Here is a 13,497-nt window from a genome sequence, read left to right as displayed (position 1 = left end):
CTATATTTTTAGAACCTGCTCAAATACTTCGGTGACTTGCTCATAAATTTTTCTTTCATCAAATTTTTCATCTGCTTTTTGAGTGCCTTGTTTTATGTTTTCTACAAAATCAGGTTCGGTAAGGAATTTTTTCATTGCCTCAAAAATTTCGTCTTCATCATAGTTTACCAAAACTCCATCTACGCCATCATCTATCATTTCGGGAATACCTCCTACATTGGTAGATATAATAGGTTTGTGCAATCCCATTACTTCGCCTATGGTTAAAGGATAACTCTCTGAACGAGAGGGCAAAACAAAATAATCTGATGCCTGTATATAAGGCCAAGGATTTTTCTGACTATCTAATAGGAGAAATGTCTTCTCAATTCCTAATTCTTTGCACTGATTTTGTAAATTCTGCATTTCATTTCCCCCACCAATTACTGCTATAGAATGTATTAGCCCTTCGTCTAAAAGTCTTTTATGAACTTTTGCCAAAGTACTGTATCCTTTTCTGCTATGGAGTCTTCCCATTGAGGAAAAAACAGGCTTGGTATCATAATTTATAGGGAAAGCGTTTGCTTTTTCTCGGGCTTCGGAAAGTTTTATGACATTGTAAATCACGGAACTATTAGGGTAACTTACGCCGTATAAATCTTCTATAACTTGTCTGGTTTGTTTCGCTCCAAAAATCATCCAATCGAAGCGTTTCATTAGTTCTATCCGCTTTTGGACACGAGCCTTGTCTTTATCATAACTGACATCGGTATGAAACCAACCAACTTTTTTAGATTTTTTATTTGGTGAGCTTAGTACCATTTCAAACTCGGCGTACCCTGGTGAAACTTCAATATCGTATTGGTCTTTAACCTTAAAAGCATATAATATAGACGGAAATTTATCGTAAAATTCCAATTTTAATCTTCTAATTCCTAATTGAATTTTTTGTAAAATAGGATTAGATGACATCTGCTCTCTCCCTTTAGCAATAACAATTAGTTTAATATCTTTAGGGATTTCACTAGTCAATTCTCCTTGAAAAAGATTGAGCATCAAGGTAATATCAAATTTATCTTTTGGTAAATTTCTAAGTAAATCTAATACAACTCTCGGCACGCCGCCCATTTCTAATGAACGAAGCCGAAAAAGTATTTTTATTTTTTTGTTACTCGACATTGCATCCTAAATTTCTATATTGATTTTTAAACTGTTCTACCCAGTTTCTAAATTCTTTTTTATCTATTTTATCATCAAAGAAGGATTCGAAATATTCTATTGAAAAATCATTAGGGTAGTTTTGCATACTATCCAGCTTATCATTATACCAGGCTTCATTCATTAGATAATTAAAATAATTAACATCGAAATTATAGCCGTATTCGTGATAAGAATTAGTTGCCGAACTCTGAAAAGTAGTTTTCATCGCCTCTTGATTTAGTCTTGCAACAAAGTTAGGGTTTTTTCTACGCTTATGATAATATGCAGCGGCGTTTCTTAGTTGTTGTTTTTCATCTACTTTACCTTTGGCATCTTTCCATACTTCTAACCAATAGTCTTTTTTCCAAAATCCCATTAAAATAGAGTTGAGCACCCAATATTTTCTTTTGGTATAATTATCAAAGATACCTAACTTATATGCTATAGAAAAAAACTTATACTTATTATAAAAGAACAAATCCATTAGCCATTTTGAACCCGTGAAGAGGGTCTTGGGAATATTATTTTCAAGCTGCTGATCTATATTATTTATATGTATATATTGATCATCTTGTGTATTATGTAGCCAACCCACTTTAAGTAAAGATATGTTATGCTTTTTAGCCTTTTCTTGCAAAACATCAATATTAATTGGTTTCGTAAACCAAACGTCATCCTCTGTTATAATACAGTATTCTGAACCATTCTTTACAGCATTGAACCACAAATCCGTAGGAATAGTAAAACCGTCTATTGGCTTACCTGATAAAATATTCTCTTCTACCGATTTTATTTTTTCATCATATCTTTTTGATGTTTTAATACATATTGTTGGGTATTTTTGTTGTATTTTTTTAAGATATTTTTCAGGCGTACCATCATCTAGAACTACAATATTGTAGTCTCCATCTAACATTTTTAAAACGGAGCTAATGCATCTATCTAAATAATAGGGACGATTATAGGATTTTATGAAAATGTCCATCTAATTTTTTTAAAAATTATTTTTAATTTTCTTTTAATACTAAGTTTTTTAAATTCATCATTAATTAATAAACTTTTTATATCCATTTGGATAAAATGATATAAAAAATAATTCTCACTCTGAATCAATAAGCTTTTAGAAACATTTTCTGTATCATTAAAATGCTTTGCAAGAGAATAGTACAATTTAGATAATTTTTTATAGTTCCTTTTTTTACCATTCCAAACCCCCACATTCATTCTATATACTCCCATTTTTTCATTTAAACATTTTATTTTTCCATATTTAGAAATATTTAGAAATAAAAACAAATCGCCTAAAGGTGATTTAAGCATCCATTCTGGAAATTCAATAGGTATATTTCTAAAAAACGAACTTAGTGTCGGAATGAAATTTTTCTTTGTAAGATCAATAATATCGAAAGAATTATTCGTATCTATTTTATCTATAAAAGTAGTCTCAATAATATCATCTCCTAATTGTCCTTTGAAATTGTGACAGCATATAGCATATTCTGGATTTGCCTCCATAAAATCATATTGCTTTTGGAGTTTATATTCATCAATCCAATAATCATCCCCATCAAAATAAGCAATATATTTTCCTTTAGCTTGCTGTAATGCCCAGATAAAATTTCCCATCATACCTTTATTTTCCTCATGTTTAGTATATCTAACATGGATATGATCAGGAGATTTAGTTATCATATTCCTTACAACCTCATCTGTATTGTCTGGAGAATTATCATTAGCTATAATAAATTCTATAGGGAAATTTGTTTTCTGAATAAAAACCCCTTCAATGGCCTTAGATATATATTTTTCATGACCATATGTTATCATTACCACACTTACAGGAGCCACAGCATAATTCATAGGTTCTAAATATTTTATCAATAAATCCTAATATAGTCTCTTTTTAAATACAGCTGGTACACCAGCAACCAATGTATTCGCTTGAACCTGCCGCAATGACAGAATTATCTCCAATCTCAATACCAGGAAGTATCACAGAGCCCGTTCCTATAAAAACATTTTCACCGATATGGCATCTACCAGAGATACTAACATTTGGACATACTTCTACAAAATCTTTTATAACTGTATCATGTCCGATTGTACATCCCAAATTAATTAAAGTTCCTTTCCCTATTTTAACACTATTTGTAATTATACATCCAGAAGTAACCGTTACTCCTTCTTCAATGTGATTATCAAAACTTCCAACATCTGCATTGCTACTTATAAGAGAAACCATATTCCCGCCCAAAGTAATAAATTTTTCATACATCTTTTTTCTTAGAAAAGGATTTCCTATTCCTATAATAAAATTAAAATTTTCGCCTAATACATCTTTTACCGACTTCTCGTTTTTTAAAATTCTGAACTGATCAAATAAATAGTCTCCGATTTCCAAATTTATATCGTCATAAAAGTAAATATCTCTACTATATTCATTCTTATGATATATTTCTAACAATTCTTTTGCTAGCCCCTTCGCTCCTATAATTAACATGATTTTCTAATAATTTTGGTTATAATTTCTATATCTTGCAAGTCTATATCCGTTGATAAAGGTAAACATAGTATTCTTTTACAAATATCCTCTGAAACTGGCATTCTACTAGATGCTACATAATTTAATGTATTTAGACTCGGATAAAAATACCTTCTTGGAAAAATATTTTTATTATTCAAAGATTTTTGTACTGTCAATAAAATCTCCTCCGTTTCAAATATTACAGGAAAATAATGGTAATTCCATTCCGTTTCACTCCTAATTTTCAATAATTTAATATTTATATCTTTTAATAATTCTGTATAGAGTTCAACTGCTTTTTTTCTACTAGATAATATTTCTTCGAGATGATTAAATACTGCTAGTCCCATAGCAGCTTGTAACTCACTCATTTTTGCATTAATCCCCACTCCATCAAAAGTGACCGGTGTTTCATGTCCAAAATTATGCATTTTAAACAAACGTTGAGCTACCACTTCGTTGTTTGCTATCATACATCCTCCCTCTCCACAATGAAAAATTTTTGTTGCATGAAAACTACATGTACTTACATCACCATAGCTTAGCAGACTTCGTCCTTTGTAGTTGACTGCAAACGCATGTGCTGCATCATATATTACTTTTAGATTATGCTTTTTAGCAATTTTATCTATTGCTTCTACATCACATGGGTTACCAAATACATGTGTAGTTAATATTGCTGATGTTTTTGGTGTTATAGCCTTTTCTATTTTTTTTGGGTCTATAGTCAGATAGTCAGACTCAATATCTACAAATATCGGTTTACAGCCCTCCCAAACAATTGATGATGTAGTGGCAACATAACTAAATGGCGTCGTTATGACTTCTCCTTCTAAGCCCAATGCTTTTATTGCAATTTGTAAAGGAAGTGTTCCATTGGCTGTTAATATCAAGTTATTAATATCAAGATATTGTTTTAACTCTTTTTCAAGTTTTAAAACTAAATGCCCCCGATTAGTAAGCCAAACCCTATCATAAGCTTCTTGCAGATTTGCAATGTACTCTTCTATGGGAGGTAAATATGTTTTAGTTACATTTAACATTATGACGATTATTTATATCTAAAAGTTCTTGTTTGTTGATAATAATACTATTCGCTGGTACATCTTTATAGATAATACATCCCGCACCAATGATAGAATTATCCCCTATAGTTACACCCTTCAAAATAATACAATTAGTCCAGTCCACACATTATTTCCTATTTTTACAGGGGCTGTATTAAATTCGGTTTTAGAGATATTAAAAGGCTGTTTTATATACTTATGATTATGGTCAAAAATCTTTAGTCCCTCTCCTAAAATGCAATTTTTTCCAATAGATATTTTTTCCAAACAAGAAATAGTAGCCCGAGTTATGTATGTGTCTTCACCTACAATAAATTCAGCATTTTTTTTTATTGTTATAAAATTATTTTGATTTATACAGACTCCTTTTGCTATACTGATTCTTGAGTGGGGATAAATATCTAAAATATTTCCATTTCCTAACCTAAATGAGGAATGGATTTGAGTATCTTTGTGCTGAAAAATTTTTTTTTTATTTTCCTCTTTTTCAGCATATTTTAAAATTTTATAAAAATAATTTAAAAGTTTAAGCATAATATTTTTCATTAGAATTGACTATAATCTGGAGCAAAGATATTAAATTATAATGGACTAGCAGTACTGCCTTAAATAAAAGAGGTTTTAGAACCTATAAAATTATTATTTATAAAAAAATATTGAATTAATACACATCTAATATTAAAAATACCTAGGAATCTTTATGCATTTCAATAAAGCTTTGTGTCCATTTCTTCCACTGATCTGCAAATTTCTGGTTTTCATTCTCAATTAAAACTTTATAGATGTAGTCAATAGAGAAATCGTTTGGATAGTTTTCAAAGCTATCAAATAGATCTTTATACCATAATTCATTAAGAATATGATTAAATTTTACCATATCAAAATTTTCATCAATATTAAAGGCATTAAACGATGCTGAACTTCTATATGAAGTTACCATTGCACGAGTATTAAGTAAAGTATACTTATATTTTGCCTCATTTCTTTTTTTAGAATAATTTAAATCCCAATCTACAGCATTGGACAACTGTAAGTCTTCAACTACTCTTTTATATTGATCTTTCCATAAAAACTTTAAATAATCTTTTTTATACATTCCCATTGGGATATCATACATCGTCCACAATTGCTTTCTCCAACCTTCTGGTAATAAGTGTAACTTTTCCAAGATATCTTTTAACCCAAAACTATTTCTTAGCAAAAGTTTGTAAAATTTAGATGATTTAATAATATATTTAGGGCTATGATATGATATTTTATCCGTCAGTTTTTGATTTTTGATATACTTTGTATCTTTATTAAGAATCCGTCCAAGCTTTAACAAATGAATATTGTATTTATTCATTTCTTGAGTATAAAATCCCATATCAAAATCATCAATAAGCCAAACATCATCCTCTGTAAGAATCAAAATGTCGGATGCCTTTGCAACCGCATTATACCATAAATCGGTTGGTATCCTTATATCATAGTAATTTTCTTCTCCTTTTAAATGCCTAGTAATTTTATCAATCTTTTCCGTTCTATATCGTGAGTATTCAAAAGAAACTTTAGGGTATTTTGCTTTAATCTTATCTAAATATTTATCGGGCGTACCATCATCTAATATTATAATTTCTATATTATCTATATCAGTCACTCTAGTATAAATACTTTTTAAGCATCTATCCAGCAAGTAAGGGCGATAAAAACTCTTTATTAGAATAGTCATATTATTTTCTTTTACCAATTAAATCATCAAATAATCCTTCCCATTTTTTCATAATATTAGACATTTCGTATCGTTTTGAAACTCTAAGCGCTTCTTCTGACATTTCTTTTCTCAATGTTTCATTTTCCATTAATATCATTAACTTTTCTGCAAACATTTCTATATTATATGGTTCTACTAAACCATCCTTCAGCAGATTGTTTCCCAACAACTGCTTAGGTCCATTTTTGCAAGCAAAGGCTACAGGAACTAAGCCAGAGGCTATAGATTCTATAAGAACCAAAGGAAATCCTTCAAACCTTGAACTCAATGCAAAGATAGAATATTGTGCATAAACTTCATTAATAGCCTTACTTGGTGGATGGATCGTAATACTTTTTTCTAAGTCCAACTTTCTAGTTTGGTTGCGTAATTCATCTTCTAACTCGCCATGACCATAAATATCCAATTGCCAATCTGGAAATTTTTCACTTACAATCGCCCATGCATCAATCAAATAATTTAATCCTTTTTGATATGTGAATCGCCCTACTGATAGTACTTTTTTAACTCTATAATCAGCTGCTATAGGCTTAATAGTTATAGGATTAGGAATATTGGTCACATTTTTAAAATACTTACTCCACTCTTTTTCATCTTCCTCGGTAAGTACTACTATTTTATCAAATTTATTCAATGTTCTTTGGAATAATTTTGTTAAAATTTTTGCTTTAAGATTTTTTAGAGACCATGGAGCTTTTAATATTTTACTAAACGGTGTTATATCAAAGTGAAAGTGATATTCCATTATTTTTTTACTTCCATCTTTTATAAGAGGTAAAAATTTATGCTCTGCTCCAAAATACATTGAAATTGCAATATCCGTAGGGTTATGATGGAGATAGTCTTCTACTTTTTGACGATATGTGGTCATAAAGCTTTTATACAGCCTTTTTTTCTCTGCGGGAGGTAAGCCTTTTAGTTCTCGTGTAGGGTCTGGAATATTGAGATGTATAATATTTATCTTATCACTGAATTTAAAAAATACAGGATCATCGTATTGCCTATATGTAATAATGGTTACCTGGTAGCCTAAAACCTCTGCTAAATAGTTTGCTTTGACATTTAGCATACGCTCCGTACCTGCAGCATCTTTTAGACTTGGAAAAAAGTAAACAATATTCATTTTATCTATAATTTTTTAAAATAGGTAATAATCTCTTATCTCTCAAAACATGTTTATGATATTTTAGGATAATCGGATGAAAAATTTGTCCCAATAGATAAAAATATGGGATCGGATAGTGTTTATCTTCATATCCTAAAGATTCATTTTCACTATTGGAAGATAGCAGAATATCGTAACATTCGTCCATTCTTGAGTGTAACTCTCTATACCACTCTGTAGTAATAGGTGAATATGGTTTACAAATATAAGAACAATTGCCTATCAATAATGGTGTGTATTTTACCAAATCCTTATATAATTGCTGTTGTCCTTTCTTAGTTTCTAAATCTGCGGGCTGTAAAAAATTTGCCTCAAGTGGAGCAATACCTCCATAAAGAAGTTCTGGATAACCTAATATATATTTATTTTTATTAGAGTTAATTTTTTTAAACGCTGACTTCCAAGACTTTTCAAAAGGCTTAATATCGGCATAGCCTCCTCCATAATGATGCATAAAATAACAACGCAAATAATCCGCACGATGAACTAAACTTAATAATTCATACCCTTTATGCAGAGGGGTATCGCTTTTAATATAATCAGGTAAGTTTTTAGGTGTAATGAGTTTTACGGGAATACCTGCATTTTTTTCTAATGCTTCTAATCCTTTTTTCCTGTTTTCTGTTAAGGGATTATTCCCTGTCCAAAAACAATAAATAACCTCTGGTGCTGGCTTTTCCTTATACTCAGAAACTGGTGTATTTACCAAAAAACTATGGGGATATTTTTCTTTTTTAAAAGTATAGTTATATCTCCCTTGTTTTATATTTAGTAGGTTTTGGTATGTATTGGGAAATAGTTTTTTTAATTTTAAAGCTATGGTGTTAAGCATTTTTAAATTTTTTAATTAAAATATAAAATTATTTATCTCTCCAAACAAAAGAAGTATACCTAAAAATAAAATATGGTAGAGCGTCATAGTACCTTACCAGCTTGGTTTTAGAAAACACTTTATAATCGGGAGTATTCTTTATAAAAGAATGCCACTCTTTTAATTCTCTTTTAGCATCCGAAAAGTTTAAATGTACAAGAATTCTATAATACATTTGAAAAAATACATCTATAGAAGAAAGAATATATTTCTTTTTACTTTCAGACATTTGCTCTTTATGTAAAAGATATTTTTCATATAAATATTTAATTACAGTTTCAACCCCTTTTCGGTTTTTTCTTATAGTAGCGGGAGCTACTGTCTGACCATCTCTACCTATTAAATACCTATACAAAGGAACATTGATATAGTACAAATCTTTAGCAAAAAGAAGTGGTAATAACGCAAATAATGTGTCTGTATAGAAAATCTTTTCAGGAAAATCTATTTTTGCTTTTCTTATAACTTCCGTTTTGTAAGCCAGCCTATGCATCACAAAAGTACTGCTATCTAAATTAGCAATTTCTTGGTCTAAATCATATTTTTTATTAGGCTGCACCTCCGATAAACTTAATAACTCGGAGCGATTCTCAAAAATATATTCTTTCACATAATCCGTTACCACTACATCCGTATCTAATTGGGTTAATTGACTAACAAAAGCTTCAAAGGCTGCATTATCATACCAATCATCTGAGTCTAATACCTTACAATATTTTCCTGTAGCTTCTTTAATACCTCTACTTAACACCGAACCATAACCGCCATTTTCTTTGCTAATGACCCTATATGTTTGTGGGTATTTTTGCTCATATTCTTTTGCGATAGAGATAGCATTATCAGGACTTCCATCTATAATCAATAGAACATCTAAACGAGTCATCAGTTCTTCTTTAATGATAAGTGAGTCCAAACATTTTGGCAAATATTCTTCTGTATTATATATCGGAACTATAAGGGTTAATATTTTTTTCATCAATAAATTGTATTTATTTTTTTAGTTTATTAATTTAGGATTTGTTATTTCTATAAAAGGAGCTATACCAAATATATATTTATACCAATTAACGAAACTATATTTTTCTACTATATCTTGATCAATATCAATATATGGTTTTTCCATAAACTCTTCAATACCCTCTAAATTTTCAAAATCTGTAATAAATATATTATTGGGGTGGTAAAAATCATAACCTTTGACTGATTGATTATTTGTAATTAGTTTCTTTTTATAATATAATGCCTCAAAGAATCGAAAAGAAAGCCCATTATGATATTCAAATTTAATATCTAATATACACATTGACTTTTTTAATAAATTAATATTTTCATGATATGACAAGCTACGATGAGTAAACTTAATATACCCTAAGTCTTTTTCTGCTCTATACTTTGGTATTTTAAATATTATTTTTATATTATAATACTTTAATTTTTCGGATAAATTCTCTGCGTATTTGATCCGTGTACTTGTTCCCGTTCCAATATAAAACAAATCATATTCATTTATAAGATTATCTATATTTTTATCATTAAAATAGCAATTGGTTAAAAAAAGTGAATCTTCTCCAAACTCTTTCAAATCAGTGATGTCAAAAAAGAAAATTTTATCAAAAATATTTTTATAGCGTAGAATACCACTAGAAACTTTCCATCCATCATATTGATATGCAACTAATTTTGTAGAAAGTTTTCTTAATAATTTGATGTTTTTTTTCGAATAGTAGTCTGCTCTAAATATTAGAGCATAATCAATCTTTGTATTAATATTTTTTAATCTACGATAGATTACTTGGTTTAACTTTTTAAAATAATCTTTTGTATAAAAGTCTTTATCATTCAAAAAAATACGATGAAAAATATTTAAGAATTTAGTTTTTAAATTTTTTTTGTATACAAATGGATCTTTAAGAAGTGAGTAAACTTCAAATCCTTCTTTTTCAAAAGACTCGGTATAAATATTATTAAGTCCAGATTCATTCAATATAATTAGCTTTTTTTTCATTAAATAAAAAATATTAAATTAATCTTCATTTAATTGCTTCTACCACTTCCAATGCTTTTGCTACCACTTGGTGCATATCATAATATTTATACTCTGCTAACCTACCTCCAAAAATAATATTTTCATACTGGTCTGCTAACGATTTATACTGATGATATAATGCTTGGTTTTTTTCATCATTAATAGGATAATAGGCTTCTTGTCCCTCTGTCATATCCTGTGGATATTCCCTAGTAATAATTGTTTTAGGCTGCGTACCAAATTCAAAATGTTTATGCTCTATAATCCTTGTAAAAGGAATATCACGCTCTGTATAATTTACTACAGCATTACCTTGATAATTGGGTTCGTCTAAAACTTCGGTTTCAAACCTTAAACTTCGATAATCCAATGCTCCAAACTGGAAACCAAAAAACTCATCTATCTTACCAGTATATACAATAGTTTTTGCGATAGCATCCCAGTTTTCTTTATCATCAAAATAATCTGTATTAAGCCTTACTTCAATGCCTTCTAGCACTTTTTCTATTAGTAAAGTATATCCACCTTTGGGAATTCCTTGATAGGTATCATTAAAATAATTATTATCAAAAGTAAATCTAAATGGTAGTCTTCTAATAATAAATGCTGGAATTTCAGTTGCCGGTCTCCCCCATTGTTTTTCTGTATATCCTTTTATCAATTTTTCATAAATATCTTTACCACCTAAAACTAAAGCTTGTTCTTCCAAATTTTTAGGCTCTACAATATGTTTATATTCAGCCCTTTGTTCTTCAATTTTAGTTTTAGCTTCTTCTGGTGTTTTTACTCCCCAAAGTTGATAGAAAGTATTCATATTGAAGGGTAGATTATATAAATCCCCTTTATAATTTGCAATAGGAGAATTGGTATAACGGTTAAACTCCACAAAAGAATTAACATAATCCCACACTTCTTTGTTACTCGTATGGAAAATGTGTGCTCCATATTTATGAACATTTATGCCCTCTACATTCTCTGTGTAAACATTCCCAGCAATATGGTCACGACGCTCTATAACAAGACATTTTTTGCCTTTTTTTGTCATCTCATAGGCAAATACTGCCCCGAATAAACCGCTTCCAACTATTAAGTAGTCGTATTTTTTTTCCATTATTTTAGTGTATTATACTTCCTGTAATTCAACCATTTTTCTAAATCTGTCCGATTTATTTACTAAATCTTCAAAATTACCTGAGGATATAATTTCTCCTTCCTCTAACAAGTATACCGTATCCACATTTTTAATCGTTGATAATCTATGTGCTATAATAATCATTGAAAACTTGCCATGTAACATATCTATATTATCTTTTATATAGCGTTCAGTTTCGGAATCAAGAGCTGAAGTTGCCTCATCCATAACTAATAATTCCACATCTTTATACAACTCTCTCGCAATAGAAATCCTTTGCTTTTGCCCTCCTGAAATCAATATTCCATTGTTCCCTAAACGCGTATCTTCTAAATTTTCTAAATCTAAAACAAATTTTTTCATTGATACTTGCTCTATCGTTTTCCAAAATTTAGCTATATTTTCTTCTGTTTTCTCCGCCCAAAGGGTAACATTATTAAAAATGGTATCATCAAAAATAACAGGTTCTTGCGTTATATAGCCTACATTAGCTCTAAAAGATGATAGATCACTATGGTAAATCGACTTATCTCCTACTAAAACCTGACCGTTATTTGGAGTTAATAACCCACACAGTACATTTGCCAATGTAGTTTTACCCGCTCCACTTTCTCCAACGAAAGCAACAGAAGTTTTTGCCGGTATGCTAATATTAATACCTTTCAATACTTTTTGGTTTCCAAAACTTACCGTAATATTTTTTCCTTCTATTTTTTCTATACTATTTATAAAATCATTATACTTTGGCTCTTCAAATTTTTTAAAATCAGATAACATATGCTCTATACTTTCTAAGCTAGCAGAGAATCCAACGAAACTATTCCAAGAGTTTTGCATAGAAACCAAATGAGCCAAAGCTCTATAAAATAAAAGTAAACTCACTAAAATAGATCCAAAATTACCTCCTAAGACATTAACTTGAAGTAAAATCACAGCTGCAATTACTATAATAATCATAGGCTCTCTCAAACTTTCACCAATGGCTCCAATTTTACCCATATTAAAATCAATATCTTCTGAAACCCAAATATTATTTCTTAATTTTCGTTCATAAGTTTTAAATGCATTGGTCGCCTTTAAATATTTAAAATGATTAATCGCCTGAATTAAATTTCCATTAAAATCATGTCCTACTAAACTTCGGCTTCTAGAATATTCTTTTGTTTTCTTGTTGATATATTTATAGAAAACATTTGTTAAAAAACCTCCTATACCCACCATTATAGCAAACTGCCAGTTCGATATAAAAGCCAAGATTATATAAGTAAGCAACATTACAATATGCTGAATAGACATAAAATATGACACCATAGCACCTACTAGCCTAGATGTTTCGTTAATCATATTATTCTGAATTCTACCCGCATCTAAATGTGTGAAGCCTTCATAAGAAATATCAGAGAGTCCATGTAATAAATTAACCCTTATCTTACGCATTGCCACTAATCTTATTTTTGTAAAATAGATAGTTCTTATGTAAAAAAAGATCCCTTTTAGTACAAACAAAGAAATCATAATGATCAATGCGGTAGATAAATTGAGCACAATTCCATTCTTTTCAAAAAAATCTACAAGTATTTTTAGTTTTCCTAGAGAATCATTATTGGTTTCACTGCCTGTGGCAATACTCAATAAAGGAACGAACATTGCAAGGCCCAATCCATCCATTAGCCCTACCAAAAAATTGAGGATGATATATCCGTAGATATGCCACCCTACAATGTTTTTAAAATAGTTAAAGAACCCTAAGGTCGATATTTGTTTACTCTTTTCAGACATT

At 29.7% G+C, this 13,497-nt stretch carries 14 protein-coding genes; all 14 read right to left on the bottom strand.

Annotated elements, in window-relative coordinates; genetic code table 11:
* Positions 1–1,158 carry a glycosyltransferase gene (locus C237_RS0101680; RefSeq protein ID WP_026315428.1) on the bottom strand — a complete coding sequence of 386 codons (1,158 nt, stop codon included), beginning with the start codon at positions 1,156–1,158 and terminating at the stop codon, positions 1–3.
* Entirely contained in the window at positions 1,148–2,164 is a 1,017-nt protein-coding gene (locus C237_RS0101675) for a glycosyltransferase (protein WP_026315427.1), read from the bottom strand. Before C237_RS0101675 ends, C237_RS0101680 begins: the two co-directional genes overlap by 11 nt.
* Positions 2,149–3,039, bottom strand: a complete 891-nt coding sequence (locus C237_RS13795) for a glycosyltransferase family 2 protein (protein WP_018674748.1) — start codon at positions 3,037–3,039, stop codon at positions 2,149–2,151. The genes C237_RS0101675 and C237_RS13795 overlap by 16 nt, the downstream gene beginning before the upstream one ends.
* A 43-nt stretch (positions 3,040–3,082) precedes the next feature.
* Positions 3,083–3,679, bottom strand: coding sequence for an acetyltransferase (locus tag C237_RS13570; RefSeq protein ID WP_051081500.1), 597 nt, complete (start codon positions 3,677–3,679; stop codon positions 3,083–3,085).
* Positions 3,673–4,746: a DegT/DnrJ/EryC1/StrS family aminotransferase gene (locus tag C237_RS0101660; protein WP_018674747.1), complete on the bottom strand. Its 1,074-nt coding sequence runs from the start codon at positions 4,744–4,746 to the stop codon at positions 3,673–3,675. The genes C237_RS13570 and C237_RS0101660 overlap by 7 nt, the downstream gene beginning before the upstream one ends.
* The gene (locus tag C237_RS14880) at positions 4,730–4,894 is read right to left on the bottom strand and encodes a hypothetical protein (RefSeq protein ID WP_245539688.1); all 165 of its coding nucleotides are present in this window, start codon (positions 4,892–4,894) and stop codon (positions 4,730–4,732) included. The genes C237_RS0101660 and C237_RS14880 overlap by 17 nt, the downstream gene beginning before the upstream one ends.
* On the bottom strand, positions 4,867–5,316 hold the full coding sequence (locus C237_RS13565) for an acyltransferase (protein WP_018674746.1): 450 nt from the start codon (positions 5,314–5,316) through the stop codon (positions 4,867–4,869). The genes C237_RS14880 and C237_RS13565 overlap by 28 nt, the downstream gene beginning before the upstream one ends.
* 142 nt (positions 5,317–5,458) lie before the next feature.
* Positions 5,459–6,481 (bottom strand): glycosyltransferase family 2 protein, encoded by a 1,023-nt coding sequence (locus C237_RS0101650; RefSeq protein ID WP_156809692.1) that lies wholly within the window; start codon positions 6,479–6,481, stop codon positions 5,459–5,461.
* Position 6,482: 1 nt separating this feature from the next.
* The gene (locus tag C237_RS0101645; RefSeq protein ID WP_018674744.1) at positions 6,483–7,646 is read right to left on the bottom strand and encodes a glycosyltransferase family 4 protein; all 1,164 of its coding nucleotides are present in this window, start codon (positions 7,644–7,646) and stop codon (positions 6,483–6,485) included.
* 1 nt (position 7,647) lies between these two features.
* The gene (locus C237_RS0101640) at positions 7,648–8,520 is read right to left on the bottom strand and encodes a capsular polysaccharide synthesis protein (RefSeq protein WP_018674743.1); all 873 of its coding nucleotides are present in this window, start codon (positions 8,518–8,520) and stop codon (positions 7,648–7,650) included.
* Positions 8,521–8,548: 28 nt separating this feature from the next.
* Positions 8,549–9,535, bottom strand: coding sequence for a glycosyltransferase family 2 protein (locus C237_RS0101635; protein ID WP_018674742.1), 987 nt, complete (start codon positions 9,533–9,535; stop codon positions 8,549–8,551).
* Positions 9,536–9,556: 21 nt separating this feature from the next.
* Positions 9,557–10,564: a WaaS/CpsH family glycosyltransferase gene (locus C237_RS0101630; RefSeq protein WP_018674741.1), complete on the bottom strand. Its 1,008-nt coding sequence runs from the start codon at positions 10,562–10,564 to the stop codon at positions 9,557–9,559.
* A 25-nt stretch (positions 10,565–10,589) separates the two neighbouring features.
* Complete coding sequence (glf, locus tag C237_RS0101625) at positions 10,590–11,696, bottom strand: UDP-galactopyranose mutase (protein WP_018674740.1); 1,107 nt, start codon at positions 11,694–11,696, stop codon at positions 10,590–10,592.
* 12 nt (positions 11,697–11,708) lie between these two features.
* Positions 11,709–13,496 (bottom strand): ABC transporter ATP-binding protein, encoded by a 1,788-nt coding sequence (locus C237_RS0101620; protein WP_018674739.1) that lies wholly within the window; start codon positions 13,494–13,496, stop codon positions 11,709–11,711.
* Position 13,497: the final 1 nt, after the last annotated feature.

Origin of the sequence: Riemerella columbina DSM 16469, assembly GCF_000374405.1 — a bacterium.
GTDB lineage: Bacteria > Bacteroidota > Bacteroidia > Flavobacteriales > Weeksellaceae > Riemerella > Riemerella columbina.
The sequence above is the reverse complement of the archived record's forward strand: the minus strand, read 5'-3'. Positions and strand labels throughout refer to the sequence as shown.